General features: G+C 64.3%; 24 protein-coding genes. 15 read left to right on the forward strand and 9 right to left on the reverse strand.

The annotated features are described in order from the left end of the window. Positions 1–147: 147 nt before the first annotated feature. The 6 genes from hpf to RQH62_RS17520 form a co-directional block, all read right to left on the reverse strand. Positions 148–738 (reverse strand): ribosome hibernation-promoting factor, HPF/YfiA family, encoded by a 591-nt coding sequence (gene hpf, locus RQH62_RS17495; RefSeq protein ID WP_311270006.1) that lies wholly within the window; start codon positions 736–738, stop codon positions 148–150. A gap of 72 nt (positions 739–810) precedes the next feature. Continuing rightward, positions 811–1,503 (reverse strand): DNA polymerase III subunit epsilon, encoded by a 693-nt coding sequence (gene dnaQ / locus RQH62_RS17500; protein WP_311270007.1) that lies wholly within the window; start codon positions 1,501–1,503, stop codon positions 811–813. Positions 1,504–1,535: 32 nt separating this feature from the next. Beyond that, positions 1,536–2,129, reverse strand: coding sequence for a dephospho-CoA kinase (gene coaE, locus RQH62_RS17505; RefSeq protein ID WP_311270008.1), 594 nt, complete (start codon positions 2,127–2,129; stop codon positions 1,536–1,538). Positions 2,130–2,139: 10 nt separating this feature from the next. Beyond that, positions 2,140–2,967: a shikimate dehydrogenase gene (aroE, locus tag RQH62_RS17510; protein ID WP_311270009.1), complete on the reverse strand. Its 828-nt coding sequence runs from the start codon at positions 2,965–2,967 to the stop codon at positions 2,140–2,142. Beyond that, positions 2,964–3,569: a Maf family protein gene (locus RQH62_RS17515; RefSeq protein WP_311270010.1), complete on the reverse strand. Its 606-nt coding sequence runs from the start codon at positions 3,567–3,569 to the stop codon at positions 2,964–2,966. Before RQH62_RS17515 ends, aroE begins: the two co-directional genes overlap by 4 nt. Further along, positions 3,566–4,393, reverse strand: a complete 828-nt coding sequence (locus tag RQH62_RS17520; RefSeq protein WP_311270011.1) for a pyruvate, water dikinase regulatory protein — start codon at positions 4,391–4,393, stop codon at positions 3,566–3,568. The genes RQH62_RS17515 and RQH62_RS17520 overlap by 4 nt, the downstream gene beginning before the upstream one ends. A gap of 289 nt (positions 4,394–4,682) precedes the next feature. Between RQH62_RS17520 and hemE the strand changes: the two genes are divergently transcribed. Both hemE and RQH62_RS17530 read left to right on the forward strand, forming a co-directional pair. Then, entirely contained in the window at positions 4,683–5,741 is a 1,059-nt protein-coding gene (gene hemE / locus RQH62_RS17525; protein WP_311270012.1) for a uroporphyrinogen decarboxylase, read from the forward strand. Beyond that, positions 5,741–6,181, forward strand: a complete 441-nt coding sequence (locus RQH62_RS17530) for a CopD family protein (RefSeq protein WP_311270013.1) — start codon at positions 5,741–5,743, stop codon at positions 6,179–6,181. The genes hemE and RQH62_RS17530 overlap by 1 nt, the downstream gene beginning before the upstream one ends. 116 nt (positions 6,182–6,297) lie before the next feature. On the opposite strand, the gene panC is transcribed toward RQH62_RS17530, so the two are convergent. Next, positions 6,298–7,143 carry a pantoate--beta-alanine ligase gene (panC, locus tag RQH62_RS17535; protein ID WP_311270054.1) on the reverse strand — a complete coding sequence of 282 codons (846 nt, stop codon included), beginning with the start codon at positions 7,141–7,143 and terminating at the stop codon, positions 6,298–6,300. A gap of 108 nt (positions 7,144–7,251) precedes the next feature. Here panC and RQH62_RS17540 point away from each other — a divergent pair, with 108 nt between their 5' ends. From RQH62_RS17540 to RQH62_RS17600, 13 genes are all read left to right on the forward strand, one after another. Continuing rightward, a complete protein-coding gene (locus tag RQH62_RS17540) occupies positions 7,252–8,058 on the forward strand; it encodes a division plane positioning ATPase MipZ (RefSeq protein ID WP_311270014.1) in 807 nt (268 codons plus the stop codon). Continuing rightward, positions 8,058–8,495, forward strand: coding sequence for a DnaJ domain-containing protein (locus RQH62_RS17545; protein WP_311270015.1), 438 nt, complete (start codon positions 8,058–8,060; stop codon positions 8,493–8,495). Before RQH62_RS17540 ends, RQH62_RS17545 begins: the two co-directional genes overlap by 1 nt. Continuing rightward, positions 8,492–9,868, forward strand: a complete 1,377-nt coding sequence (gene pgmG, locus RQH62_RS17550; RefSeq protein ID WP_311270016.1) for a phosphoglucomutase/phosphomannomutase PgmG — start codon at positions 8,492–8,494, stop codon at positions 9,866–9,868. The genes RQH62_RS17545 and pgmG overlap by 4 nt, the downstream gene beginning before the upstream one ends. Positions 9,869–10,297: 429 nt before the next feature. After that, positions 10,298–11,599, forward strand: coding sequence for an outer membrane protein transport protein (locus RQH62_RS17555; protein ID WP_311270017.1), 1,302 nt, complete (start codon positions 10,298–10,300; stop codon positions 11,597–11,599). 52 nt (positions 11,600–11,651) lie between these two features. After that, entirely contained in the window at positions 11,652–12,827 is a 1,176-nt protein-coding gene (gene ispG / locus RQH62_RS17560) for a flavodoxin-dependent (E)-4-hydroxy-3-methylbut-2-enyl-diphosphate synthase (protein ID WP_311270018.1), read from the forward strand. A 17-nt stretch (positions 12,828–12,844) separates the two neighbouring features. Further along, positions 12,845–13,759 carry a DMT family transporter gene (locus RQH62_RS17565; RefSeq protein ID WP_311270019.1) on the forward strand — a complete coding sequence of 305 codons (915 nt, stop codon included), beginning with the start codon at positions 12,845–12,847 and terminating at the stop codon, positions 13,757–13,759. Then, positions 13,756–14,241 (forward strand): GNAT family N-acetyltransferase, encoded by a 486-nt coding sequence (locus tag RQH62_RS17570; protein WP_311270020.1) that lies wholly within the window; start codon positions 13,756–13,758, stop codon positions 14,239–14,241. The genes RQH62_RS17565 and RQH62_RS17570 overlap by 4 nt, the downstream gene beginning before the upstream one ends. Before the next feature lie 251 nt (positions 14,242–14,492). Continuing rightward, positions 14,493–16,820, forward strand: coding sequence for a DNA translocase FtsK 4TM domain-containing protein (locus RQH62_RS17575; RefSeq protein WP_311270021.1), 2,328 nt, complete (start codon positions 14,493–14,495; stop codon positions 16,818–16,820). 397 nt (positions 16,821–17,217) lie between these two features. Then, entirely contained in the window at positions 17,218–17,862 is a 645-nt protein-coding gene (locus tag RQH62_RS17580; RefSeq protein ID WP_311270022.1) for an outer membrane lipoprotein carrier protein LolA, read from the forward strand. 270 nt (positions 17,863–18,132) lie between these two features. Continuing rightward, the gene (locus RQH62_RS17585; protein ID WP_311270023.1) at positions 18,133–18,930 is read left to right on the forward strand and encodes an exodeoxyribonuclease III; all 798 of its coding nucleotides are present in this window, start codon (positions 18,133–18,135) and stop codon (positions 18,928–18,930) included. Further along, positions 18,930–20,015 carry a GTP cyclohydrolase II gene (gene ribA, locus RQH62_RS17590; protein ID WP_311270024.1) on the forward strand — a complete coding sequence of 362 codons (1,086 nt, stop codon included), beginning with the start codon at positions 18,930–18,932 and terminating at the stop codon, positions 20,013–20,015. The genes RQH62_RS17585 and ribA overlap by 1 nt, the downstream gene beginning before the upstream one ends. Beyond that, on the forward strand, positions 20,012–20,515 hold the full coding sequence (locus tag RQH62_RS17595) for a L,D-transpeptidase family protein (RefSeq protein WP_311270025.1): 504 nt from the start codon (positions 20,012–20,014) through the stop codon (positions 20,513–20,515). Before ribA ends, RQH62_RS17595 begins: the two co-directional genes overlap by 4 nt. Before the next feature lie 62 nt (positions 20,516–20,577). Continuing rightward, on the forward strand, positions 20,578–21,024 hold the full coding sequence (locus RQH62_RS17600; RefSeq protein WP_311270026.1) for a PilZ domain-containing protein: 447 nt from the start codon (positions 20,578–20,580) through the stop codon (positions 21,022–21,024). A gap of 17 nt (positions 21,025–21,041) precedes the next feature. Here RQH62_RS17600 and RQH62_RS17605 read toward each other — a convergent pair whose 3' ends face one another. Together RQH62_RS17605 and mutS are read right to left on the reverse strand one after the other, a co-directional pair. After that, positions 21,042–23,804 (reverse strand): [protein-PII] uridylyltransferase, encoded by a 2,763-nt coding sequence (locus tag RQH62_RS17605; protein ID WP_311270027.1) that lies wholly within the window; start codon positions 23,802–23,804, stop codon positions 21,042–21,044. 9 nt (positions 23,805–23,813) lie between these two features. After that, positions 23,814–26,471, reverse strand: coding sequence for a DNA mismatch repair protein MutS (mutS, locus tag RQH62_RS17610; RefSeq protein ID WP_311270028.1), 2,658 nt, complete (start codon positions 26,469–26,471; stop codon positions 23,814–23,816).

Genomic DNA, 26,471 nt, shown 5'->3' on the forward strand with positions numbered 1-26,471 from the left:
TTTTCCTCGGGCTATCAAAGCCCGGCCCCATAAGCCGCCTGCACCATCAGGTCAACAGGCGGCCGGGAACCGGAGTGGCGTAACGGCGCGACCCAGCCGCTACCCCGGCATGGGCGGCAAGGCCACGCCTCGCCGCCACGAACGGCGTCAGCCGCGCGGTTCGACCCAACCGATCGTCCCGTCATGGCGACGATAGACCATGTTATAGGCGGCCGTGCCGGCATTGAGGAACAGCAGCGCATTGGTGTTGCGCAGATCCAGCATCATCACCGCGTCCGACACGCTGGCCTCCGGGATATCGACCCGCGTTTCCGCCACGATCAGCGGCGCATCGGCGGCTTCCTCCTCTTCCTCGCCCTGGCCGGCGAAGATGGTATAGCCCGCGCCGTCGATATCATCGAGGCTGTTGACCCGCTGCGCCTCGGCCGCGACCGCCTGGCCATGCCGGTCCTTCAGCCGGCGCATATAGCGCACCAGTTGTCGCTCGATCTTCGTCGCTGCCTGATCGAAGGCGGGATGCGCCTCCTGCGCCTCGCCGGCGCCCTTCAGAATCAGGCCGGTCATCACATGGCAGACGATGTCGCAGTGGAAGGCCCCGTGCGGCGCCTTGCGAAAGGTCACCTGGGCGGAAAGCGTGCGGGAAAAATATTTCTCGGCCATCGCCTCCAGTCGTTCGGCGACATGCTCCTTGAGCGCCTCGCCCGTTTCGACCTGATGTCCGGAAACACGAATATCCATATGCCTTCTCCTTATTTTTGCCGGATGCTGGAAAGGCATCCGGTGGGCATGGAGGGCATAGGCCAGTGCGGTCTATGCCTCCTGGTGCCAGAGCGGCTCTTTCAGCGTCGCGACGAACGCTGCATGCCGCTCCAGCTCCGCCGCGCTGGCCTCAAAGACCCGCGCGGGACGAACAGGGCGAACCACGGCTGATGCCGTCAGTTCCACCCCGACGATCTCTTTGTCTTCCTCCTGTGCCAGACCCAGGCCGATCTGCCGGCCGCCGGTCAGTTCGATATAGAGTTGCGCCAGCAATTCCGCGTCGAGCAGCGCGCCATGCTTGACGCGATGGCTGCGGTCGATGCCGTAGCGGGTGCAGAGCGCATCCAGGCTATGCTTGGCGCCGGGATGCAGCGTCCGCGCGATCGCGACGGTATCGATCATGCGATCCATCGATATGTCGGGCAGGCCGCACAGCTTGAGTTCGTGATTGAGGAATCCGAAGTCGAACCGCGCATTATGCGCAACCAGCGGGCTGTCCTCCAGAAATTCCAGCAGCTCGGCCGCGCCCTTGGCAAAGACGGGATGCTTGGCTAGGAATTCCGCCGACAGGCCATGCACATTATAGGCGGCTGCCGGCATATCCCGTTCGGGATGATAATAAGCGTGGAAGGTCCGGCCGCTGGGTACGCGATTGATCAGTTCGATACAGCCGATCTCGACCAGCCTGTCGCCGGATGCCGGGTCGAATCCCGTCGTTTCGGTATCGAAAATAATCTCGCGCATCGCCCTCTTCAATCGACTCTGTGGGCCAACCCTTATCCACCTGTCTTCGTGCCAAGGCAAGCGACCAGTCGGCGCACCTGTGCACGGGTATCGGTGAATGTCGTTCCCGTATGGATGATATAGTCCGCCCGTCGCCGTTTTTCAGCATCGGGGGTTTGCAGATGGACAATCTGGCGGAATTTTGCCGCGCTCATGCCCGGCCGCGCCAGGACTCGCTTGCGCTGTTTCCACGCCGGCGCGCTGACGACGATCACGCCGTCCAGCCGTTTCTGCCCGTTCGTCTCGAACAAGAGCGGAATGTCGAGCACCACGAATAGGCGCGACCGGTGCCGGCGCAGGAATCGGGCGCGGGCGGCCTGCACCGCGGGATGGACGATCGCCTCCAGCGCCTTGCGTTCCTGGGGATGGCCGAACACCGCTGCGCCGAGCTTCGCCCGGTCTACGCCCTTCGGCCCGGTCGTACCGGGGAAGCGCGCCTCGATCGCTGGCAGCAATGCGCCGCCCGGTCCTTGCAAGTGGTGGACCTCCGCATCCGCGTCGAACAGCGGCACGCCCTCGCGCCGCAGCATCGCCGCCACCGCCGACTTGCCCATGCCGATCGACCCGGTGAGCCCGTAGACCTTCATCCGTCCGCCCTCAGTCGTCCGCGGCGAGCAGCAGCGCGCGCAATTCCTCGTCCAGTTCGCGCGGCGCCTGCGCATCGAAGAAGATGTCGAAGGCCAGCGCCGCCTGCCCGATCAGCATTTCAAGGCCATCGAGCGTCTTGAGGCCCCGCGCCTTCGCCGCCTTGAGCAGGCCCGTCTCCAGCGGCGCATAGACGATGTCATAGACAGTCGCCCCCTCGCGCAGCGGCGTCAGGTCCAGATCCAGCGCCGGCTGGCCCACCATGCCGAGCGACGTCGAATTGACCAGCAGGTCGGCGGCCGGCAGCGCATCGCCCATGCCGATCACCCGGCCTTTCGTGCCGCTATGGTCGAGCAGTGCCTGCCCCTTGGCCGGATCGCGCGCCATGATGGTCAGGTCCGGCACGCCCAGACTTGCCAGCGCAAACAGGATCGCCCGCGCCGCGCCGCCCGATCCGACGATCACTGCGCTCCTGCCTTTCCACTTGTCGCGCAGCAACGGCTGGAGGAATCCGCCCGCATCGGTATTGGTGCCGATCAGCGGCCCGCCCGTTTCGCTGGCGATGGTGTTGACCGCGCCGATCCGCTCGCGCACCCCGCCCGGATCATCGACAAAGTCCAGCACCGCCATCTTGTGCGGAATGGTGACATTACAGCCCAGCCAGTCGGGATCAGCCCGGCGCATCAGGAAATAGGCGGCCAGCCCCTCGGGCGTCACATGGGTCTTCTTATATTCCGCCTCGATATCCAGCGCGTTCAGCCAGAAATTGTGAATCAGCGGGGATTTGCTGTGCGCGATCGGATCACCGATCACTTCTGCATAGGGAAGGGCGTCGCTCATGCCGCCAGAACGCCGCGCACGCGCAGAAAGTCAAGCAAAGGCAGCAAAGGCAGGCCCTGAATCGCGAACTGGCTGCCCTCGACCTTGCTGAAAATCTGCACCCCCGGCCCTTCGATCCGATAACAGCCCACGCACCAGCGCAACTCGTCCCAGTCCGCGTCCAGATAATTTCGGATGAAGGCATCGGATAGCGGCCGCACCGTCATCCGCACCCGCTCGACATGGCGCCAGATCGCTTCGCCATTGAGTACAATGACGGCAGCGCTGTGCAGATGATGCACTCGCCCCGACAACAGGTGCAGGATGCGCTCCGCATCTGCTCGATCGACCGCCTTGTCGATCATCTCGCCCCGTTCTTCGCCATCGCCGATACTCAGAGTCTGGTCGCAGCCCAGCACCAGCGCGCCCGGCACCCGGCGCGAGACTTTCAGCGCCTTCAATTCCGCCAGCGCATCGGCCAGCGCCCGCGCATCCAGCCCATCGGCACGCAACGCCTCCTTCGCCGCCTCCTCGTCCACGCCGGGCGACAGCGCCTCGAACGGCACCTGCGCCGCGCTCAGCAACGCCCTGCGGCTCGCGCTTTGCGACGCCAGTACGATCATATCTCATGCCCTTCCGCCAGTTCGCGGTCGTTGAACAGGTTGATGATGGCGGCCGCCGCTTCCTCGATCGACCGGCGAGTCATGTCGATCACCGGCCAGCCATTGTCGGCGAACATGCGCCGGGCGAAGGCCAGTTCCTCCTGCACCTTCTCATTGTCGACATAGGCCGTCTCAGGCGCCTGATTCAAAGACAACAGCCGGTTGCGGCGGATCTGAATCAACCGCTCCGGGCTGACGGTCAGCCCCACCACCATCGGATGCTTCAGCTTGTACAGGCTACGCGGCGGCGGAGATTCCGGGACCAGCGGGATATTGGCGGTCTTGTAGCCGCGATTGGCCAGATAGATGGAGGTCGGCGTCTTGGACGCGCGCGACACGCCCGCCAGCACGATGTCCGCCTCCTCCCAATTTTCATGCCCTACGCCATCGTCATGGGCGATGGTGAACTGGATCGCCTCGATCCGGGCGAAATAGGCCTCGTCCAGGATGTGTTTGCGCCCCGGCCGGGTCCGCGTCTCCTGCCCCAATATGTTGGACAGGGCATCGGCCACGCTATCGAGTGCCGCGACATGCGGCAGGCCGAGCGCGCGGCAGCGGGTTTCCAGCCTCCGGCGCAGGGGGTGATTGGTGAGGGTGAACAGCACCAGCCCCGGATTGGCGCTGATCTCCTCCATGATCCGGTCCAGATGCACTTCGGACCGCACCATCGGCCAGAAATGGCGGATCGCCTCGACATTTTCGAACAGACCGATCGCCGCCTTGGCGATATTCTCCAGCGTTTCACCGGTGGAGTCAGACAGAAGATGCAGGTGGATACGCGCCATGGGGACATCTCTGTTGGAGCCCTGTGGATAAAGCAAGGGATGAATCTGTGGATAAGATTCCCCGATTTTCCTGTCCCCACTGACCGGAATCTTATCCACAGGCCCCCAACAGGCCCCCGATTCCATCCACAGCCTGTGGGTAACGGGGATTATGACTCTGACTCGCCGACTCTTCCATGACTCTCCTGAGTCAACATGTTGGCAAAAGCGGGCACAGCGCATAAACCCCGCTGCCAACGGACCTACTATCTCCATCATCCCTTGAATCTAAATAATAAGAGAGAATGTGATGCGCGAAGACGCCCCGGTGAGCCTGACGGACAAACCGCTCCTCGCCGTGCTGAAAGGGGACCGTCCCGCCGTCCCCCCCATGTGGCTGATGCGCCAGGCCGGCCGTTACCTGCCCGAATATCGCGCATTACGGGCGGACAAGGGCGGCTTCCTCGAACTTGTCTATGACAGCCCCGCCGCGGCCGAAGTCACGCTCCAGCCATTGCGCCGCTTCGGCTTCGACGGCGCGATCCTCTTTTCCGACATATTGATCGTCCCCTATGCGATGGGACAGGATCTCTGGTTCGAAGCCGGCGAAGGCCCGCGCCTCGCCCCGATCCTTGCCGAAACCGACCTGTCCGCGCTGACACCCGATTTCAGCCGCTTCGAGGCGGTCTATGAGACGGTACGGCAGGTGAAGGCGGCTCTTGACCCCAGCATCACCTTTCTGGGCTTTGCGGGCAGCCCCTGGACCATTTCGACCTATATGGTGGCGGGGCAGGGCAGCAAGGATCATGGACTGGCCCGCCGCATGGCCTATAATGAGCCAGATCGCTTCGCCGCGCTGATCGACGCGATCGTTGAGGCAACCGTCGTCTATCTCTGCGGCCAGATCGAAGCCGGCGTCGAAGCCGTGCAATTGTTCGACAGCTGGGCCGGCAGCCTCTCGCCGCTGCAATTCCAGCGCTGGGTGATCGAGCCGAACAAGCGGATCGTCGCGCAACTGAAAGCGCTTCATCCCGATATCCCGGTGATCGGTTTCCCCAAAGGGGCCGGCGCGAAGCTGGCCGACTATGCGGCGCAGACCGGCGTGGATGCGGTGGGCGTCGACGAGACGATCGACCCGCACTGGGCCAACGCCGCACTCCCCGCAGGCATGCCGGTGCAGGGCAATCTCGATCCGCTGGCGCTGATCGCGGGTGGCCACGCGGTCGAGGAGGCGGTCGACCTGATCCGCGCCGCCTTTGCTGACCGGCCCCATATCATGAATCTTGGCCATGGCATTTTGCCCGATACGCCCATTGCGCATGTCGAAGCGCTTATTAGCTATGTGCGAAAGGAAGGAGTGCGCGACTGATGGCCTATCTCGGTGCCGCCTATCTCTGGGTGAAGGCCGCCCATGTCATCTTCGTCATCTTCCTGATGGCGGGGCTGTTCATGATGCCGCGCTTCTTCGTCTATCATCAGGAAACCGTGCCCGGTTCGCCGGAAGACAAGCGCTGGATCGAACGGGAAGGGCGATTGCTCAAGATCATCCTCAACCCGTCGCTGATTCTGGTCTGGCTGTTCGGCCTGATGCTGATGGTGGAAATCGGCGCCTGGAGCTTCGGCTGGTTCCACCTGAAGCTGCTCTTCGTGCTGGGCCTCTCAGGCTATCATGGCTGGATCGCGGGCTACACCAAGAAGCTGGCCAGAGGCGAACGCCCGCTCAGCGACAAGCAGTTGCGCATGCTGAACGAGATTCCGGGCGTGGCGGCGGCGGTCATCGTCATCGCCGTGATCGTGAAGCCCTTCTAAATCCTATTGCCTGTCCTACAGCGAGCGCATCCTTTAGGATGACGCTTGCGACAGCACGCACGAATAGGATCAGACCCGCGCAATAAAATGTCAAAATCTGCGGGAAAAGTGCGAAGTTAAGCTGGGTCCACCGCGATATTGTCGATCAGCCGCGTCTTTCCCAGCTTCGCCGCGCCCAGCAGCCGGGCCGGCCGGTCGAGCACCGCCATCGGTTCCAGCGTCGCCGCGTCGCACAGCGACACATAGTCGATCGGCCCGAACCCGTGAGCCGCCAGCGAAGCGATCGCCTGCGCCAGCGCGCCCTCGACCGGCTCGCCCTTCTCGATCTGCCGCTTCGCCTCGCCCAGCGCGCGGGGCAGGGCCAGCGCGGCCTTGCGCTCGTCGTCGCTAAGGTACGCGTTGCGGGAGGAAAGGGCGAGGCCATCCTCGGCCCGCTGCGTCGGCAAGCCGACAATCTCGATCGGCAGGTTCAGGTCGCTAGTGAACCGCCGGATCACCGCCAGCTGCTGATAATCCTTCTCGCCAAAGATCGCGACATCGGGCTGCACCTGGTTGAACAGCTTGGTGACGACGGTGGCCACACCATCGAAATGGCCCGGCCGCGCCGCCCCATCCAGCCCGTCGCTGATTCCCGACACGCTGATATTGGTGGCGTAACCGGCCGGATACATGACATCGACCGTGGGCGCCCAGAGAATGTCCGCGCCCGCCGCCTGCAACATCTGCGCATCCTTCGCCTCCCGCCGGGGATAGGCGTCCAGATCCTCATTGGGGCCGAACTGGCGCGGATTGACGAAGATCGACACGACCACATGCCGTCCATGGCGCCGCGCTTCCTCGACCAGCGCCATATGCCCGTCATGCAGGGCGCCCATGGTGGGCACCAATACCAGAGGCTTTCCGTCGCTTTTCAGGGCTTGGACGGCGGCACGAAGGGCGGGCAGGTCACGCAATATTTGCACGGAAGTCACGGCTCCGATAAGGGCAAAATCCTATGGCTGTCCTGCTAGGCTTGTGCCGGCGCGACCGTCAACACGCATTGCGACAATCAACGGGGTTTACTGGGGCCAATGGGCAATCCGCAGCCGCATCTTATCGTCTTCGCCAATGAAAAAGGCGGGACCGGCAAGTCGACCACGGCGGTCCATACCGCCATCGCCCTGTCCGCGCTGGGCCACAAGGTCGGCCTGATCGACCTCGATCCGCGTCAGCGCACCGTCACCCGTTACATGGAAAATCGCCAGGAAACCGCCAAGCGCCGCGGCATCGACCTGCCCATGCCGGCGTTCGACGTGTTCACCGGCGACAGCATCGCCGCGCTCGATGATCAGGTGATTTCGCTGGCCGTCGGCAACGACTATCTGGTCGTCGATACGCCCGGCCGCGATGACGTCTATGCGCGCCATCTGGCCCCCCACGCCAACACGCTGGTCACGCCGATGAACGACAGTTTCGTCGATTTCGACCTGATCGGCCAGGTCGATCCTGAAACCTTCAAGGTGCGCAGCCCGTCCTTCTATTCCGAACTCATCTTCGACGCGCGGAAGGCGCGGGCAAAGGTCGATGGCGTCACGATCGACTGGGTCGTGCTACGCAACCGTGTCCAGCATCATGACGCCCGCAACAAGAAGCGGGTCGGCGATGCGCTGATGGAACTCTCCCGCCGCGTCGGTTTCCGCGTGATTCCGGGGCTTTCGGAGCGCGTCATCTTCCGCGAGCTTTTCCCCTCGGGCCTCACCCTGCTCGACAAGGGGCATCTGGGCGAACTGGGCGTCAGCCATATCGCCGCGCGGCAGGAACTGCGCGAAATGGTGTCTGGCCTTGCGCTGCCCACGCTGGAGGGCACCGGTGCGCTGGACCTGCTCGGCGCCGCCTGATGGGCCTGCTGACGCTCCTGATCGCTGCACTCGCGGTCTGGCTGATCTGGACGGGAAAGTTGCAACGCATGACGGCTAAGGATGGCATGGCGCTGGGGGCGGCGCTGGTGGGCGCGGTACTGGCGGCCAAGGGCAAGCCGGTGATCGGCGCGCCGCTATTGATCGGCGCAGCGCTCTTCTTCGCCAAGCAGGGCAATATCAAGGCTAAGGCTAAGGCCCGCAAAACTGCCGTGCCGCCATCCCCGCAGCGCGCCGATGACGTCGCCAGGGCTCGCGCCCTGCTGGGGCTTGCCCCCGACGCCGATGCCAAGGCAATCCGCGCTGCCCATCGGCGCCTGATCGCGTCGGTTCATCCCGACAAGGGCGGCACCGAAGCGCTGGCGGCGCAGATCAACGCCGCCCGCGATTTGTTGCTTGCCGACCAGAAGCAGCGGTGAACCATATTTTCCACCCGACTCTGCTGCGCGACTATGATCTGCGCGGCCGGGTAGGGGACACGCTGCACGAAGCCGATGCCTGCGCTTTGGGACGCAGCTTTGGCACGCTGATCGCGCGATCGGGCGGCCGGCGTATCGCTGTCGGCTATGACGGGCGACTAAGCTCGCCGATGCTGGAATCGGCACTGGTCGAAGGCCTTGTCCAAACCGGAATCGATGTGCTGCGCATCGGCCTTGGCCCGACGCCGATGCTATATCATGCCGAAGCGACGGAGAATGTGGATGGCGGCATCCAGATAACCGGCAGCCATAATCCCGGCGACCAGAATGGCTTCAAGCTGGTGAAGGGGCACGCGCCCTTTTTCGGCGCCGACATTCAGACTCTGGGCGTGATGGCGGCGGCGGGCGACTGGAACTCCGGCGCGGGCCATGTCCAGACGCTCGATATCATGGACACCTATGTCGCGCGGCTGGTGCAGGGTTTCGACGGCCCGGCCTGCCGCGTCGGCTGGGACGCGGGCAATGGCGCCGCCGGCCCGGTGGTGGAGAAGTTGGCGCAATTGCTCCCCGGTGAGCATCATCTGCTCTTCACCGATATAAACGGTCATTTCCCCAACCATCATCCCGATCCTTCCGATGAGAGGAATCTGGCCGATCTGCGCGCGCTCGTCCGTGACAAGCAGCTCGATTTCGGTGTGGCTTTCGATGGCGATGGCGACCGGATCGGCGTGATCGACAGCCTGGGCCGCACGCTGCCCGGCGACCAACTGCTCGGCCTGTTCGCGCAGGTCGTGCTGCAAAACTATCCCGGCGGCCGAATCGTGGGCGATGTGAAGGCCAGCCAGACCGTCTTCGACCGTATCGCCGCGCTGGGTGGAAGGCCGGAGATGTGGAAGACCGGCCACAGCCATATCAAGTCCAGAATGAAGCAGATTGGCAGCCCATTGGGCGGCGAAACCACAGGGCATCTCTTCTTCGCCGACGATTATCCCGGCTATGATGATGGCCTCTATGCCGCCGTCCGCCTGATCCGGGCCGTCGACTCGCTGGGGCGCAGCGTCACCGCGCTGCATGACGCCATGCCTGCGACCATCATCACCCCGGAGTGGCGCTTCCCGGTTGCGGACTCCCGCAAATTCACCGTGATCGCAGAGATTCTCGCTCGGCTGGAGAAGGACGGCGCCGATATCTGCACCATAGACGGGGTACGGGTGCGGTCTGGCAATGGCTGGTGGCTGCTCCGCGCCTCCAATACCGAGGCCGCGCTGGTGGCCCGCGCCGAATCAACGAATCAGGCCGATCTCGACCGCCTCGTGGTGGAAATTGATGCGCAACTGGCCGAATCGGGCGTGATAAGGCCCGATTCGTACTGACCCTCCGATTTTTCCGATTATACTTTGGTCTTGTTTTGCGCCTTTCACCCTTTCCTTTCCGTTACGGAAAGCATCGCAACAGACAACGATTGCAGAAAACGCAATCATGCTTGTCTGTTTCGCATTTGCGACAATCCTCGCTGCACCGCAAAAGGAACGGGCCTTTCAGGCATCCTCTCCTAAAACTTCAAGGCCGTCCTTCCGGGGCGGCTTTTTTTTGTCTTTTTTTCGCGCCCTGCAATTCCACCAAGCCGTAGCGTTTCCTTTCCGTAAACGTTAGGTGGACAGCGCCAAAGCACGCGCCGGTCGCCGGGCGACACTGGAAATTAACGACATCTTTGCTAAGCCCCCTGGCTCATAAGCCGGTTTCGCGCGTTGCAGGGGCGCCGATCGGCAGCAGAAGAGTCGCCACCTAGCAGAGGATTCATCATGTCCCTTAGCCGCCAACTCAGCCGAGCCCTCCTCGTCACCGGGGTCATGGCTGCTCCCTTTCCCGCCATGGCCGGCGGCTTCTATCTTCAGGAACAGTCACCGATCGAAACCGGCCGGGCGCTGTCCGGCGGCGCAGCGGCGGGCGACGATCCCTCGACCATCTATTTCAATCCGGCTGCGATGACCCAATTGTCGGGTATCCAGACCTCGATCGGCGGTTCCGCCCTGATGGCCTCGGCGCGCCAGACCAATCGCGGATCGCGCCGCACCATTCCGGGCGTGCCCGTTACCACACCGATTGCCGGCAATGACGGCGGCAATCCATTTGAAAGCGTCATTCCCATCCCCAGCTTCTATGCCAGCGCGCAGGTCAGCGACCGGCTCTGGGTTGGCCTGGGCGTCAATGCGCCCTTCGGTCTGAAGCTGGAATATGATGACGGTTTCTTCGGTCGCTATGACTCGCTCTACACCGATCTTAAAACCTATAATATCCAGCCGTCGGCCGCTTATAAGCTGACCGACAATCTGTCGATCGGCGGCGGCGTCGACGTGCAATATGTGAAGGCGACGCTGACCAATGCACTGCCGCAGCTGTCGCCGCTCGCCACCACCGACGGCTTTGCCAGCCTGAAGGGCGACGACTGGTCGGTCGGCTGGAATGCTGGCCTCTTCTACACCACCGGTGATACCAATTGGGGCGTCCATTATCGCTCCGGTATCAGCCACAAGCTGGCCGGCACCCAGATCGTGTCCGGTCTGGTCGGCCCGATCGCGGCGGGCAATGGCGAATTTGCCGCCACCGCGCCGCTGAACCTGCCCGACATCGTCACCGTCTCCATGATGCACAAGCTGACGCCGCAATTGCGCGCGATGGTCACCGGCAAATGGTATAACTGGTCGAAGTTCAAGGGCATCGCCGTCACCTCGGCCGCCGGCACGACCAACAAGGAACTGGATTACAAGGACAGCTATTCGGTCAGCGTCGGCGGCGAATATGATGTCAGCCCGGCCTTCACCGTGCGCGCCGGCACGATGTTCGACCGTTCGCCTACCAATCCGCAGCATCTGACCACCCGCGTGCCCGATGGCGACCGCGTCTGGCTAACGGGCGGCGCGACCTGGAACATGTCGGATGCCTTCGCGCTCAATGTAAGCTACGCCCACACCTTCGTGGAAAAGGCGAACATCATCCGCCCGGACAGCTATTTCCCATCGCCCGCGACCGTCACCGCCACCACGCTGGCCCAGACCAGCGGCAATGCGGATCAGGTTGCGGCGTCCGCGACGCTCCGCTTCTAATCGGATCGGAAAATCCCTATAGGGGCTCCGTAGCTTACGGAGCCCCTTTTTCATGTCCGACCATAATCCCGGCCTGCGCCCCTGGCGCGACATAGCGCGGCGCCAGTCGCGTCAGATCATGGTCGGCAATGTCCCCGTCGGCGGCGACGCCCCGGTCACGGTCCAGACCATGACCAACACGCTGACCCATGACGTCAAGGCGACGATCGACCAGATCCGCCGCTGCGAGGAAGCAGGCGTCGACATCATCCGCGTGTCCTGCCCGGACGAGGAATCGACGGCGGCGCTCAAGCAGATCGTCCGCGCCGTGCGCGTGCCGATCGTCGCTGACATCCATTTCCACTATAAGCGCGCGCTCGAAGCCGCCGATGCCGGGGCCGCCTGCCTGCGCATCAACCCCGGCAATATCGGGTCGGAAAAGCGGGTTAAGGAAGTGGTCGACGCGGCCAAGGCGAATGGCTGCTCGATCCGCATCGGTGTCAACGCCGGCTCCCTCGAAAAGGATCTGCTCGAAAAATATGGCGAGCCTTGTCCCGAGGCACTGGTCGAATCCGCGCTCGACCATATCAAGCTGCTCCAGGATCAGGATTTCCACGAATATAAGGTCGCGGTGAAGGCCAGCGACGTGTTCCTCGCCGTCGCCGCCTATATGCAGCTGGCCGATGCGGTCGATTGTCCGCTGCATCTGGGTATCACCGAAGCCGGCGGCCTGATCGGCGGCACGGTGAAGAGCGCGATCGGCATCGGCAACCTGCTCTGGGCCGGCATCGGCGACACGATCCGCGTTTCGCTCTCCGCCGAACCGGAGGAGGAAGTCCGCGTCGGCTACGAGATTCTGAAGTCGCTGGGCATCCGCACCCGCGGCGTAAAGGTCATCAGTTGTCCTAGCTGCGCGCGGCAGGGCTTCGACGTCATCCGCACCGTGCAGGCGCTGGAGGAAAGGCTCCAGCATATCAATACGCCGCTCTCGCTCTCGGTACTGGGCTGCGTGGTCAACGGTCCCGGTGAAGCGCGTGAAACCGATATCGGTCTGACCGGTGGCGGCAATGGCAAGCATATGGTCTATCTGTCGGGCGTCACCGACCACACGATTCAGGATGCCGACATGGTCGACCATATCGTGAAGCTGGTGGAGGCCAAGGCGGCGGAGATCGAAGCGGAGAAGCTGGAGTCCGAAACCACCGACGCTGGCAAGGCGGATGGCAGCCAGGTCGAGGCAGCCGAATAAAGGCGCGGATCAGCCCGATGTCGCAAGATCAGGGTCGTTTCGCCATTCCCTTCCTCGTCTGCTGCGTGGGTGTAGCGCTGTTTTCCGTGATGGATGCGGCGATGAAAGGGCTGGGGCTGGCGATCGGCCTCTATAACGCCCTGTTCTGGCGTGCCGTCACCGGGACCATATTGGGCCTTGCTTTGATGCTGCTGACCCGACAGCGCTGGCCGACGCAGGCGGTGCTGCGCATCCACCTGCTGCGCGGGACGGTCGTGGCCTTCATGGCCTTGCTGTTCTTCTGGGCGATCCTGCGCCTGCCATTGGCCGAGGCGATCGCGCTATCCTTCATCGCGCCGCTCATCGCCCTCTATCTGGCCGCACTGTTGCTCAAGGAACAGATCGGGCGCCGCGCGATCGGCGCGTCGCTGCTGGGGCTGGTCGGCGTCGGCATCATCCTGTCGGGCAAGTTGCAGGGCCGTTATGAGGCCGATGCGCTGCTGGGCGTGCTGGCGGTGCTTGGTTCCGCCATATTGTTTGCCTGGAACCTCATCATCCAGCGGCAGCAGGCGCAGGTTGCGTCCCCGATAGAAGTCGCCTTCTTCCAGCATCTCGTCATGCTCGGCGTCTTTGCGATTGGCGCGCCATGGCTGGCGATCCTGCCGCCGCTCGGGGCGGTTCCGCTGGTCCTGCTCGCTGCGACATTGGCCTTCACCTCGCTGGCAGCGCTTGCCTGGGCCTATGCACGGGCGGAGGCACAGCGGCTGATCCCCGTCGAATATAGTGCCTTCGTCTGGGCCATGATCGTCGGCTGGCTGGCCTTTGACGAACATGTGACGCTCAGCACGATTGCCGGCGCCTTGCTCATCGTGATTGCCTGCCTTATCGCCGCGCGTTCAAAACGGGCCGATCTGGCTCCAAAAGGCTCTCAATTGGAGGCAAGCGCAGCATGAGCATTTTCATTCGCGAGGCGGTGGCCGGCGATATCGACACCATCCACGCCTTCATCCTCGCGCTGGCCGATTATGAACGGCTCGCCCATGAAGTGAAGGGCGATCGCGCGACGCTGGAGCGACATCTGTTCGGCCCGCGCCCCATGGCCGAAGTGCTGATCGCGGAACATGCGGGCGCGGCGATCGGCTTCGCCCTCTTCTTCCACAATTTCTCGACCTTCGAAGCGCGGCCGGGCATCTATCTGGAGGATCTGTTCGTCCTGCCCGACGCGCGGGGGCAAGGCGCTGGCAAGGCGCTGCTGTTGCGCCTCGCCCAGCTGGCGATCGCGCGCGATTGCGCCCGGCTCGAATGGTCGGTGCTCGACTGGAACGCACCCGCCATCGCCGTCTATCGCGCGATCGGCGCGAAGCCGATGGACGAATGGACGGTGCAGCGGCTCGATGGCGAGGCGCTGGTCGCGCTGGCCGGGGTCAGTGCTTAAGCCAATCCTCGGTCGTGACGCACAGCAGGCCGGCGGCAAAGGCGCCTAGGGCCAGGACGACGAAGGCGGGATAATAAGCAGCGATCATGGGACAGGTTCCTTTCGCTCCGCTTGTATCGCGCCACCTGATTGCCCCGCGATACGGGATCATACGGATAGGGCCGGGACGAGCCGAAGGGCGGCGCCCTTGACGGGGAGTCGCCCGAAGAGGCATTGTGCCGTTCTGGAACATTTGGGGGACATCGACTAATATGGCCGTCGGCCGCACCGTGAAACGCTCGCCGGAATGGCGCGAAATGCTGAAGCGCAGCCTCATCCGCAGCGGCGCGCTGATCGGCGCGATCACGCTCATGCTGGCGACGCTGTTTCTGGCGCTGGCGCTGCTCAGCTATGCTCCCAGCGACCCGTCGATGAACACCGTCGCGGGCGATCATGTCGCCAACATCATGCAGGCGCCCGGCGCATGGGCCGCCGATTTCCTGCTCTGGCTGCTGGGCGTGCCAGTCGCGCTGATCCTGCCGCTGATGGCCGTCACTGCCCGCCGCCTGTGGGGCGATCAGGATATGGCCGGGTGGAAGGCGCAATTCGGCAAATGCCTGTTCGGCATCGTGCTGATCGGTATCGCCCTTGCGCTGTTTCAGGATGCGCCGCTCGTCGGCCTGCCTGCCGGCTGGGGCGGGGTGATCGGTCTGGTCGTGGCCAAGGGCCTTGCCAGCCTGACGGCGCAGGCGCCCGCCGCCGCGCCGTGGATCAAGGGCGTGCTGGTCGTCGTGTCGCTGATCGCGGGCCTGTTCGCCTGCTATCGCAGTCTGGCGCTGGAAAAGCCGATCATCGCGCTGCGCCGCCCCTCGCTGCCCAAGCTGAACCTGCCGCGCCCGACCCTCGGTTTCGCCGGCAATGGTGCGTCTATTGATAATGACGACCATGATGACGACGAACCGGCCGAGCGCGTCATCGCCCCGCGCAAGCAGGTGTCGAACGAGCCCAAGCCGCCCATCACGATCCAGACGCCCAAGCCCGCCCCGGTGCAGCGCGCCATGGCGCCGATCAGCCAGGATGACCTGTTCGGCCACAGCTCGCTGCCCTCGCCCGACCTGCTGAATCCCATTCCCGCCAATCAGGGGGGCAAGATCGACAAGGCCGCGCTGGAGCGCAATGCTCGCTTGCTCGAATCCGTGCTGGACGACTTCCATGTGAAGGGCAACATCACCGAAGTCCGCCCCGGCCCCGTCGTCACCATGTACGAACTGGAACCCGCGCCGGGCATCAAGGCCAGCCGCGTCATCGCGCTGGCGGACGATATCGCCCGCAATATGTCCGCGCTCTCCGCCCGCGTCGCGACGATTCCGGGCCGCACTGTCATCGGCATCGAACTGCCCAATGCGAACCGCGAAGGCGTGTCCTTCCGCGAACTCATCACCAGCGAACAATTCATGCAGGAAGCGACCCTGCCGATCATCCTGGGCAAGAATATATCGGGCGAACCGATCATCGCCGACCTGGCCCCCATGCCCCATCTGCTTATCGCGGGTACGACGGGGTCGGGTAAGTCGGTCGGCCTGAACGCCATGATCCTGTCGCTGCTCTACCGCATGACGCCGGACCAGCTGCGCCTCATCATGATCGACCCCAAGATGCTGGAACTGTCGACCTATGACGACATCCCGCATCTCCTCTCCCCGGTCGTGACCGAACCGGCCAAGGCGATCCGCGCGCTCAAATGGGCGGTCGAGCAGATGGAGGATCGCTATCGCATGATGGCGTCGATCTCCGTGCGCAACCTTGCCAACTATAATGAGAAGGTCCGCGCCGCCAAGGCCAAGGGCAAGCCGCTCGGCCGCCGTGTCCAGACCGGATACGATCCCGAAACCGGCAAGCCCATCTATGAAGAGGAACAGCTGGATTTCCAGCCGCTGCCGCAGATCGTGGTAGTGGTGGACGAACTCGCCGACCTCATGATGACGGCGGGCAAGGAAGTCGAATTCCTGATCCAGCGCCTTGCGCAAAAGGCCCGCGCCGCCGGCATCCACCTGATCCTCGCGACGCAGCGTCCCTCGGTCGACGTCATCACCGGCGTCATCAAGGCGAATCTGCCGACCCGGATCAGCTTTTTCGTGACCAGCAAGATCGACAGCCGCACCATCCTGGGCGAACAGGGCGCCGAACAGCTGCTGGGCAAGGGCGACATGCTCTACATGCATGGCGGCAAGGGCCTGACCCGCGTCCATGGCCCGTTCGTGTCCGACGATGAAGTCCGCGTCGTCGCCGATCATTGGCGCGCGCAGGGCCAGCCAGACTATATCTCCGCCGTGACCGAGGAACCGGAGGAGGGCAGCTTCGCCCTCGACGGCGTCGATCTGGGCGATGACAGCCCCGACGCCCAGCTGTTCCGCAAGGCATGCCAGCTGGTGTTCGAGAACCAGAAGGCGTCGACCAGCTGGCTGCAACGCCAGCTCCGCGTCGGCTATAACAGCGCCGCGCGCCTGATCGAACGGATGGAAGAGGAGGGGCTGGTCGGCCCCCCCAACCATGTCGGTCGCCGCGAAGTGCTGCGCGACGAGAACGGCAATCCGATTTGAGTCAGCTGGAATGGATACGATTGCGCTTCCTGCAATCGCACTGCTTTCCTTCGCATTTGCGGTGATGAACCGGTTCGAACATAGAGAGCAGGCCTTTCAGGCATCCTCTCCTAAAAACTTTCAGGGCTGATCGTCAGATCGGCCCTTTTTTTTGTCTTCGGAAATGGCTAGGGGTCTGGCTGCTGCTGCCGCGCCGATAACATAATTGGAGCGGTGCCGCCGGTCAGACCGGCAGGGCGAGGCGGGAGCATGGGGGATCGAGCCGGTCCCGAACATCAGCGGATGCTCTCCCCCATCACCCTTCCCCAAATCTTGCTATTTCGGAACAGGCGGGTTCACAACGGGTTCAAGCCGCATCGCCTAGCCCTCTCTCCCCCAACAATCGGAGTTGAACGCCATGAAGCGCATCGTTGCGCCCCTCGCGCTTGCCCTTGCCGCCACCACTGCGCTGGTTGCGCCGACCGTGCCGGCAACCGCGCAGCAGCAGGACCAGTCCGACCTTGCCAAGGTCAACGACTATATCCGCAGCGTCACCACCCTGACCGCCGATTTCAGCCAGACCGACCGCAACGGCCAGACGCTGACCGGCAAGCTGACCCTGAAGCAACCGGGCAAGATCCGCTTCCAATATCAGAAGGGCGTGCCGCTGCTGATCGTCAGCGATGGCAAGGCGCTGACCATGATCGATTATGAAGTGCGGCAGGTGCAGCGCTGGCCGATCGGCAATTCGCCGCTGGGCGCGCTGCTCGACCCGTCGAAGGATTTGTCCAAATATGGCAAGCTGGTGCCCACCGGTGATCCCACGGTGCTCAGCGTCGAGGCGCGCGATCCCAAGCGCCCAGAATATGGCACCATCACCATGATCTTCAAACGCAACGCGTCCGCGCCGGCGGGGCTTCAGCTTTACGGCTGGGTGATGCTCGATTCGCAGAATAACCGCACGGCGGTGCGCTTTTCCAATCAGGTCTATGGCGCGCCGGTCGCCGATTCCGCCTTCCGCTGGGTTGACCCGCGGCCCAGGGGGCGCTCGGCCGGCAGTTGACCCGAGCGTTCGGCAAGACGGCCCGAATTATCGGGCATAATCTTGCCGGGCCGTTCATCTGACGCTCATATCCGGGGCGCTAATCAGAAACCCACGGCGCGAGACCAAACCGGGATTTCCCCCCTGTTACCCGGTCCCCCCTCGCGTCGCGAAGCGCTTCAAGGGCGCGATCGAGACCCCCGTTCCACGCCCCCGGAGCGGGGGTCTTACTTTGTCCGCTGCATCGGTCTTCCGCTTGCGCAACGACGCCGGCAACCCTAGTTGCGAAACATGGCCGATACCCTTTCCATCTGTTCCTGGAACATCAACTCCGTCCGCGCGCGCATCGACATCGTCGAACAGCTGCTGCGCATGGAGGCGCCCGACATATTGTGCCTTCAGGAAACGAAGGTGGTGAACGATACCTTCCCCACCGAAATGTTCCGTCGGATGGGCTATGTCCACCAGGTGCTGAACGGCCAGCGCATGCATCACGGCGTCGCGATCATGAGCAAGGTGCCGGTGCATGAAGATGACAGGTTCGACTGGCAGGCCAATGGCGAAGCGCGCCATGTCGGCGTGCGGCTCGACAATGGCGTGCGGATCGAAAATGTCTATGTGCCGGCCGGAGGCGACATTCCCGACCGGGACGTGAACCCCAAATTCGGCCAGAAACTCGATTTCATCGAACGGATGATCCAATGGTCGTCCGGCCTTGGCGACAAGTCTGCCATCCTGACCGGCGACTTCAACATCGCGCCGCTGGAATGCGATGTGTGGAGCCACAAGCAACTGCTGAACGTGGTCAGCCATACGCCGGTCGAATGCGAGATTCTGGCCCGGCTTCAGGCATCGAACGACTGGGTCGATATCGGCCGCCACTTCCATCCTGCGCCCGCGCGCCTCTACACCTGGTGGAGCTACCGCGCGAAGGACTGGGCGGAATCGGATCGCGGCCGCCGCCTCGACCATATGTGGATGACGAAGGATGTCGCGGACAAGGCGGTCAGCCACCGCGTCGTCGAACCGGCGCGCAGCTGGATCAAGCCGTCCGACCATATCCCGATCATCACCGAGTTCGCCTTCTGATGAGCAGTACGGCCGGTCATGGGGCGAGCGGACGGGATGCGGCGCGGGCGATCGACGCCTTGCGCCGTGGCTGGGCGATCCGCCTGACCGCCCCGGACGGCGCGATCCGGCTGATGGCGATCGAGGGCGCGGACGCCGTGACGCTGGCGGATTTCGATCCGGAAGGTCGCGCCGACATCCTGATTTCGGCTGCGCGCGCCGAAACGCTCAAGCTGGCCAATCAACTGGCTGCCGCCGATCCCGAACTGCCGGTGCTGGTCGATCGTACGCCGTGGATCGACGCGGATGTAGCGACCGCCATCGCCGATCCGGTGCTGGACCTCGCCTCGCCGCTCAAGGGACCATTCCGCGCCCGCCCGCTGCCCGCGCCGCAGGCGACCAAGGCCGCGCTACGCCTCGCCCGCCTCGCCGGCATCCTGCCCGCTTATTTCCTGCTCGAAGGCGACGCTCCGGTCGAGGCAGAGGTCAGTGCCGACGCCATCGCCGCCTATGACGATGCCATCCACCTTGCCATCGCCACCCGCGCGCGCCTGCCGGTATCGGCCAGCGAAAGCGCTGAGATCATCGCCTTCCGCAGCCCGGACGAACCGCGCGAACATGTCGCGCTGATCGTCGGCCAGCGGGGCAGCTCGCCGCCCGTCATCCGCCTGCACAGCGAATGCCTGACCGGCGACGTACTGGGCAGCCTGAAATGCGATTGCGGCCCGCAATTGCATGAAGCGCTGCACCGGATCGCCGACGCGCCCTGGGGCATATTGCTCTACCTGCGACAGGAAGGGCGCGGCATCGGCCTCGTCAACAAGCTGCGCGCCTATGCGATGCAGGATCAGGGGTTCGACACGGTCGATGCCAATGTGCGCCTCGGCTTCGCGATCGACGCGCGCGATTTTTCGGTCGCGGCACGCATGCTCGATCTGCTCGGCGTGGGGCAGGTGCGCCTGCTCACCAACAATCCCAACAAGGTTGCCGGGCTGGAAGCGGCGGGGATCAAGGTGGCGGAACGCCTGCCGATCATCCTCGCCGCAAATCCGCACAACGAACGTTATCTCGCCACCAAGCGCGACCGTACCGGTCATCAGCTATGAGGCTGATCCGCGTCGAAAGCGGCGCGGGTCGCCTGACCTTCGGCGATCTGACCATAGCCTGCACCATCGGTCGCAGCGGCGCCTGCGCGGCCGGGAACAAGCGGGAAGGGGACGGCTGCACCCCGCTTGGGGTCTGGCCCATTCGCGGCGTCCTGCTGCGCCCCGGCAAGGTCGAAGCGACCGGCATAAGTCTGCCCTGGCGCTGGATACGCGCCCATGACGGCTGGTCGGACGATATCGCCGACCCGGCCTATAACCGCCCCGTCCGCCTGCCGCGCCCCTTCTCCGCCGAAAGCCTGATCCGCACCGACGACGCCTATGACGTCATCGTCGTGCTCGGCCATAATGACGCGCCGCCGGTGGCGGGACAGGGCAGCGCGATCTTCTTCCATCTGTCCGAAGGTCGCCCGACGGCCGGCTGTATTGCGATCGACCGGCCGGATATGTTCCGCCTGCTGCCGTTGCTGGTACCGGGGGATGCTATGGACATTCGGCCCTGATGGGCGCTTAATGGACCCTTCAGGCTTATCGTGCGATGTCGGCATCCGGTCGGGAAGAAACGATGTCCATCCATGCCAGATTGCTGATGAACCGCCGTGCGGCCGATCGGGTCGAGGCTGATCATGCGTCGACCATCCTGCGCGATGCGGCCCATGACGTCGTCATCCATGACCTGTCTTGTACGGGATGCCGCGTCTCGGTCGATCCGGCGCCGCTGGTCGGGGAAGCGGTCATCATCGACCTGCCCGGCATCGGTATCTGCCCTGCGCAGGTCATATGGGTGCGCGACGGGGGAGCCGGCCTGTCATTTGATCGCATGCTGACCGACCATGATCTTGGCTTGCTGCGCGCAGCGGACCGACCGGCGCAATCATCCGTGCCCGACGCGGCGGTCCCCGCCGATCGCCCGCTGTCGCCGCTCCGGCGGTTGGGCATCATCATTGCCGCCGGCATCTGCGCCTGGTGTATCGCGATCCTGCTGGTCTGGATGGTGATGCGGCTGGTTTGAGGGAGGGGAGCGCCCGGTCAGGCCCGTTCCAGCGCCTCGCCCACCTCACCACCAGCCGCCTCCAGTAGGCGCCGCTCCAGCGTCTGCAACCGCGCCTTGCTCTCGATCTTCCCACCCAGCAGGTCGGTAACGTAGAAGGTATCGACCGCCCGTTCGCCATAGGTGGCGACATGGGCGCTATGCACCGTCACCTTCGACTGGAACAGCGCATTGGCCAGGCTGAACAGCAGCGCAGGTCTATCCCGTGCATTCACCTCCACCACGGTGAAGCGGTTCGACGCCTTGTTGTCGATCAGCACATTGGGTTCGATGCGGAACGCTTCGGCGCGGGTGCGGGGCAGGGGGCGGGCCGACAGCTTGGTGATCATCCGATGCCGGTTGGACAGCGAATCCTCGATCGCGCCACGAATCCGCTTTAGCTGATCGTCGCTGTGGAATGCCCCGCCCAGCGGGTCTTGCACCAGAAAATTGTCGATCGCCACGCCATCGCGCGTCGTATGGATGCGCGCGTCGATGATGTTGCCGCCGGCCAGATGGATGGCACCTGCGACGCGATAGAAAAGTCCCGGATGGTCGGCGGCATAGACCGTCACCAGCGTCGCCCCGCGTTGCGGATAATATTGCGCCGCAATCGACAGCGGTGCGTCGCCCGCCGCCAAAATATGTTCGGCATTATGGACCAATATGTCGTCCGGCTCGGCGATCCAGTAGCTTTCGGGCAGCCGCTTGCTGAACGCGGCGAAGGTCGCCTCATCCATCCCCAGCGCCTCTCGCAACGTCGCCTGTTTCATCGCGACCCGCTCGCTGCGTCCCTTCTGCTTGTGGCCCAGCCGCAGCACTTCCTCGGCCGCGTCATACAGGTCGCCCAGCAACTGCCGCTTCCAGCTGTTCCACACGCCCGGCCCCACGGCACGGATATCCACTACGGTCAGGCACAGCAGCAGGCGTAGCCGCTCCGGGCTTTGCACCACGTCCACGAAGTCGAGGATCGTCTTGTAATCGGCCAAGTCGCGCTTGAAGGCGGTGGCCGACATCAGCAGGTGATAGCGCACCAGCCAGGCGACCGTCTCCGTCTCTGCCGGGGTGAGGCCAAGGCGCGGGCAAAGATGCTCCGCCACCTCTGCGCCCAGCAGGCTATGGTCGCCGCCGCGCCCCTTGGCGATATCGTGCAGCAGCACCGCGACATAGAGCGCGCGGCGGGACAGTAATTTGCCCATCAGGTCGCTCGCCAGCGGATGATCCTGCCCCAGTTCGCCCTTCTCGATCCGAGACAGCAGGCCGACCGCGCGGATGGTATGCTCGTCCACAGTATAATGGTGATACATGTCGAACTGCATCTGCGCGACGACGCGGCGAAAGTCCGGCACGAACCGGCCGAACACGGTGGATTCGTTCATCCAGCGCAGCACCGTTTCCGGGTCGCGCGGCGATGTCAGCACCTCCATGAAGGCGGCATTGGCACGGGGATCCCGGCGGACCTTGGCGGAAATCAGTCCGGCGTCCCGGCTTGCCGCACGCATCGCGCTGGGGTGAATCTGCAAGCCATGCTTATCCGCCACGGCGAAGATGTCCAGCAGCCGAACCGGGTCCGCCTGAAAGAAATCGTCGCTCGGCAGCGCGATCCGCCCGCGCTCCAGCACGAACCCGTCCAACTTCTTGGGCCGGCGGAAAATCGACGGGATATAGCGCCGTCCCTTTTCCGCCATCTGATCGTCCAGATGCGCCAGGAAGACGGCGGTCAGGTCGCCCACCGTCTTCGCGTTCAGGAAATAATAGCGCATGAAGCGCTCGACCCCGGACCGTCCCGCGCGGCCGGTAAAATGCATCCGCGTCGCGGTTTCGAGTTGAAGGTCGAAGGTCAGCCGATCCTCGGCCCGGCCGGTGATGGTGTGCAGGTGGCATCGCACCGCCCACAGGAAATCCTCGGCCTTCTGGAACTGGCGCAGTTCGACTTCGGTCAGCAGGCCGACATCGACCAGTTCCGCGACCGATCGCACCCGGTTCACATATTTGCCGATCCAGAACAGCGTATGCAGGTCGCGCAGCCCGCCCTTGCCTTCTTTGACGTTCGGCTCGACGACATAGCGGCTGTCGCCCATCCGCTTGTGCCGCTCGTCGCGCTCCTCCAGTTTTTCGGTGACGAAGGCGCGGGCATTGCCCTGCATGACTTCGGCGTCGAAACGGACCGACGTTTCCTCATAGAGCGCCCGGTCGCCCCAGACATAGCGCGCCTCCAGCAGGGCGGTGCGCACGGTGAGGTCGCTCTTGGCCATGCGCATCGTCTCGTCGACCGAACGGCTCGAATGCCCGACCTTCAGCCCCAGATCCCACAGCGAATAGAGCATGGATTCGATCACCTGCTCGGTCCAGCCGGTCGGCTTCCAGGGAGTGATGAAGCCGATGTCGACATCGCTGTGCGGCGCCATTTCGCCACGGCCATAGCCGCCCACCGCGATCAGCGCGATCCGTTCGCCCGTGCTGCGATTGCCCGCCGGATACAGGTGATGCGTGGTCGCGTCGTAGAGCAGCCGCAATATCTGGTCGATCAGGAAGGCGAAGGCCGTCACCGATTCCCGCCCGCGCGTCGGCTTGGCCTCCAGGCGTCGGGCGACTTCGGCCCGGCCTTCGTCCAGCGCTGCCTTCAATTCCTTCACGATTCCGCCGCGCAGGCGCATGGCATCGCCCCGATGCTCCTGCGCCAAAGCGTTGATCGTATCGGAAATGGCGCGCCGGTCGATGATCGCACGCCGCGATCCCAGCGCTGGATACTGTATGCCCATGGCTGTTCTCTAATCGCGTCGCAGGTCGGCGGCCAGTTGTTTCAAGCGATATATATGATCGAGTGCCTCACGCGGGGACAGCGCATCGGCATCGATCGCCGCGATGGCCGTCAGCAGCGGATCGGGCGCCTCTTCCTCCTGCGTCGCCACCGCTGCGAACAAGGGTAGATCGTCCAGCCCCGCCGCGATCCCCCCGGTCTTCGCCTTGCCCGCCTCCAGCCGCGCCAGCACATCCTTGGCGCGCTTCAGCACGGCGGGCGGCAACCCGGCCAGCCGCGCGACCGCCAGGCCATAGCTGCGATCCGCCGGCCCCTCGGCCAGTTCGTGCAGCAATATAAGGTCGCCTTTCCACTCGCGTGCCCGGACATGGTGCAGCGACAGCGACGCCAGCGTCTCGGCCAGCCGCGTCAGCTCATGATAATGAGTAGCGAACAGACAGCGGCAGCGATTGACCTCATGCACCGCCTCGACCACGGCCCAGGCGAGCGCGAGGCCATCATAGGTGGATGTGCCACGCCCCACTTCATCCAGAATGACGAAACTACGTTCGGTCGCTTGTGCCAGGATCGCCGCCGTCTCGACCATCTCGACCATGAAGGTCGATCGCCCCTTGGCGAGGTTGTCCGACGCGCCCACGCGGCTGAACAGCCGATCGACCAGCGTCAGCGTCGCCGCCTGCGCTGGCACATAGCCGCCCGCCTGCGCCAAAATCACGATCAGCGCATTTTGCCGCAGGAAGGTCGATTTACCGCCCATGTTGGGGCCAGTGACGAGCCAGAGCCGGTCGCCTTCGTTCAGCCGGCAATCATTGGCGACGAAGGGCTGGCCCTCCTTGCGCAGCGCATCTTCCACTACCGGATGTCGTCCGCCGACGATGTCGAGGCACTGGCCCGTCCCATCCTTCGCCACGAAATGCGGTCGTTGCCAGCCGCCTTCGGCCGCCCGCTCGGCCAGCGAGGCGGCGACGTCCAGCCGCGCCAGCGCATCGGCGGCGCGGGCGATGTCGGCCTTGCGATCCAGCACCGCGCCGATAAGCTCTTCCAGATGCGCCGCCTCGGCCACCAGCGCATGGGAACCCGCCTGCGCCACGCGCCCGGCTTCCTCATGCAGGTCGATCGAGTTGAATCGCACCACGCCGGCCAGCGTCTGGCGATGGGTAAAGCCGCTGTCGGGCGCCATCAACAGGTCAGCCGCCCGCGCCGGCACCTCGACATGATAGCCCAGCACGCCATTATGCCGGATCTTGAGCGCCGATATGCCGGTCTGCGCGCGATATTTGGCTTCGAGCGCAGCGATGGCGCGGCGGCCGTCACTGCTCAGCCGCCGCAATTCGTCCAGCGCAGGATCATAGCCATCGGCAATATAGCCGCCGCTCGCCGTCTCGGTCGGCGGCGCCGGCACCAGCGCGCGCGCCAGCGCATCGACCAGCGCGCCATGCCCATCCAGCGCGGGGAGCAACTGCACCAGCATCTGCGGCGCATCGGCCAGCCGCCCCAGCCGCTCGCGCAGCAACCGCGCTTCGCCCAGACCATCGCGCAACTGACCCAGGTCACGCGGCGACCCGCGCCCCACCGCCACGCGCCCCAGCGCCCGGCCGATATCCGGCAATGCCCGCAGCGCCCCGCGCAACTGGTCGCGCAATGTCGCATCATTATGGAACAGCGTGACCAACCCCAGTCGCGCCTCGATGACCGCCAGATCCATCAGCGGCGCCGACAGATCCTGCCCCAGCAACCGCGCGCCCGCGCCCGTCACCGTCCGGTCGATCGCGCCCAGCAGGCTGCCTGCGCGAGTCCCCGCCGTGGTCGACACGATCTCCAGACTCTCGCGCGTCGCCGCGTCGATCGCGACATGGCCACCGCTGGTCTTGCGCAGCGGCGGGGCGAGGAAGGGGAGGGTGCCCTTGCCCGCATGATCGAGATAGGCGATCAGCCCACCCATGGCCGCCAGCTCGGCACGCCCGAACTGGCCGAACCCGTCCAGCGTCGCCACGGCGAACAGCCGTTTCAGCGCATCCTCGGCCCGGCTGCTGGAAAAGGCGGCCTTGTCGAACGGATGCATGTCCGCCACTTCGATGCCCGATCCCTCGGCCACCACCACTTCGCTCGGCCGCAACCGCGCCAGCTCGGCGGGCAGGTCGCCCATCGGACAGGTCATCGTCTCGAACCGGCCGGTGGAAATATCGGCGGCGGCGATGCCGATTTCGCCCGATCCTTCCCCGCCCACCTGCGCCAGCGCCACCAGCATGTTGTCGCGCCGGCTGTCGAGCAGAGTCTCCTCGGTCAACGTACCGGCGGTCACGTACCGCACGATCGCCCGCGCGACCAACGTCTTGCCGCCCCGTGCCTTGGCCTGCGCCGGCGTTTCGGTCTGCTCGGCGATCGCAACGCGATGCCCCCCCTTGATCAGCCGCGCCAGATAGCCTTCGGCGCTATGCACCGGCACGCCGCACATCGGGATCGGCTGGCCGCCATGTTCGCCCCGGCTGGTCAGCGCGATATCCAGCGTTGCTGCCGCCATTTTCGCATCGTCGAAGAACAGCTCGAAAAAATCGCCCATGCGGTAAAAGAGCAGGCAGTCCTGCGCCTCCGCCTTGAGCGTCAGATATTGCGCCATCATCGGCGTCGGGGCGGCGGCAGAAGCTGGATTGTCGGTCGAAGAAGCCAT

Source organism: Sphingobium sp. WCS2017Hpa-17 (genome assembly GCF_031843765.1).
Lineage (GTDB): Bacteria > Pseudomonadota > Alphaproteobacteria > Sphingomonadales > Sphingomonadaceae > Sphingobium.

Bases quoted from the DNA above. Each gene is read 5' to 3' on its own strand.
- hpf (WP_311270006.1), bottom strand. From the start codon at position 738: ATGGATATTCGTGTTTCCGGACATCAGGTCGAAACGGGCGAGGCGCTC.
- dnaQ (WP_311270007.1), bottom strand. From the start codon at position 1,503: ATGCGCGAGATTATTTTCGATACCGAAACGACGGGATTCGACCCGGCA.
- coaE (WP_311270008.1), bottom strand. From the start codon at position 2,129: ATGAAGGTCTACGGGCTCACCGGGTCGATCGGCATGGGCAAGTCGGCG.
- aroE (WP_311270009.1), bottom strand. From the start codon at position 2,967: ATGAGCGACGCCCTTCCCTATGCAGAAGTGATCGGTGATCCGATCGCG.
- RQH62_RS17515 (WP_311270010.1), bottom strand. From the start codon at position 3,569: ATGATCGTACTGGCGTCGCAAAGCGCGAGCCGCAGGGCGTTGCTGAGC.
- RQH62_RS17520 (WP_311270011.1), bottom strand. From the start codon at position 4,393: ATGGCGCGTATCCACCTGCATCTTCTGTCTGACTCCACCGGTGAAACG.
- hemE (WP_311270012.1), top strand. From the start codon at position 4,683: ATGCGCGAAGACGCCCCGGTGAGCCTGACGGACAAACCGCTCCTCGCC.
- RQH62_RS17530 (WP_311270013.1), top strand. From the start codon at position 5,741: ATGGCCTATCTCGGTGCCGCCTATCTCTGGGTGAAGGCCGCCCATGTC.
- RQH62_RS17540 (WP_311270014.1), top strand. From the start codon at position 7,252: ATGGGCAATCCGCAGCCGCATCTTATCGTCTTCGCCAATGAAAAAGGC.
- RQH62_RS17545 (WP_311270015.1), top strand. From the start codon at position 8,058: ATGGGCCTGCTGACGCTCCTGATCGCTGCACTCGCGGTCTGGCTGATC.
- RQH62_RS17555 (WP_311270017.1), top strand. From the start codon at position 10,298: ATGTCCCTTAGCCGCCAACTCAGCCGAGCCCTCCTCGTCACCGGGGTC.
- ispG (WP_311270018.1), top strand. From the start codon at position 11,652: ATGTCCGACCATAATCCCGGCCTGCGCCCCTGGCGCGACATAGCGCGG.
- RQH62_RS17565 (WP_311270019.1), top strand. From the start codon at position 12,845: ATGTCGCAAGATCAGGGTCGTTTCGCCATTCCCTTCCTCGTCTGCTGC.
- RQH62_RS17570 (WP_311270020.1), top strand. From the start codon at position 13,756: ATGAGCATTTTCATTCGCGAGGCGGTGGCCGGCGATATCGACACCATC.
- RQH62_RS17575 (WP_311270021.1), top strand. From the start codon at position 14,493: ATGGCCGTCGGCCGCACCGTGAAACGCTCGCCGGAATGGCGCGAAATG.
- RQH62_RS17580 (WP_311270022.1), top strand. From the start codon at position 17,218: ATGAAGCGCATCGTTGCGCCCCTCGCGCTTGCCCTTGCCGCCACCACT.
- RQH62_RS17585 (WP_311270023.1), top strand. From the start codon at position 18,133: ATGGCCGATACCCTTTCCATCTGTTCCTGGAACATCAACTCCGTCCGC.
- ribA (WP_311270024.1), top strand. From the start codon at position 18,930: ATGAGCAGTACGGCCGGTCATGGGGCGAGCGGACGGGATGCGGCGCGG.
- RQH62_RS17595 (WP_311270025.1), top strand. From the start codon at position 20,012: ATGAGGCTGATCCGCGTCGAAAGCGGCGCGGGTCGCCTGACCTTCGGC.
- RQH62_RS17600 (WP_311270026.1), top strand. From the start codon at position 20,578: ATGTCCATCCATGCCAGATTGCTGATGAACCGCCGTGCGGCCGATCGG.
- RQH62_RS17605 (WP_311270027.1), bottom strand. From the start codon at position 23,804: ATGGGCATACAGTATCCAGCGCTGGGATCGCGGCGTGCGATCATCGAC.
- mutS (WP_311270028.1), bottom strand. From the start codon at position 26,471: ATGGCTTCTTCGACCGACAATCCAGCTTCTGCCGCCGCCCCGACGCCG.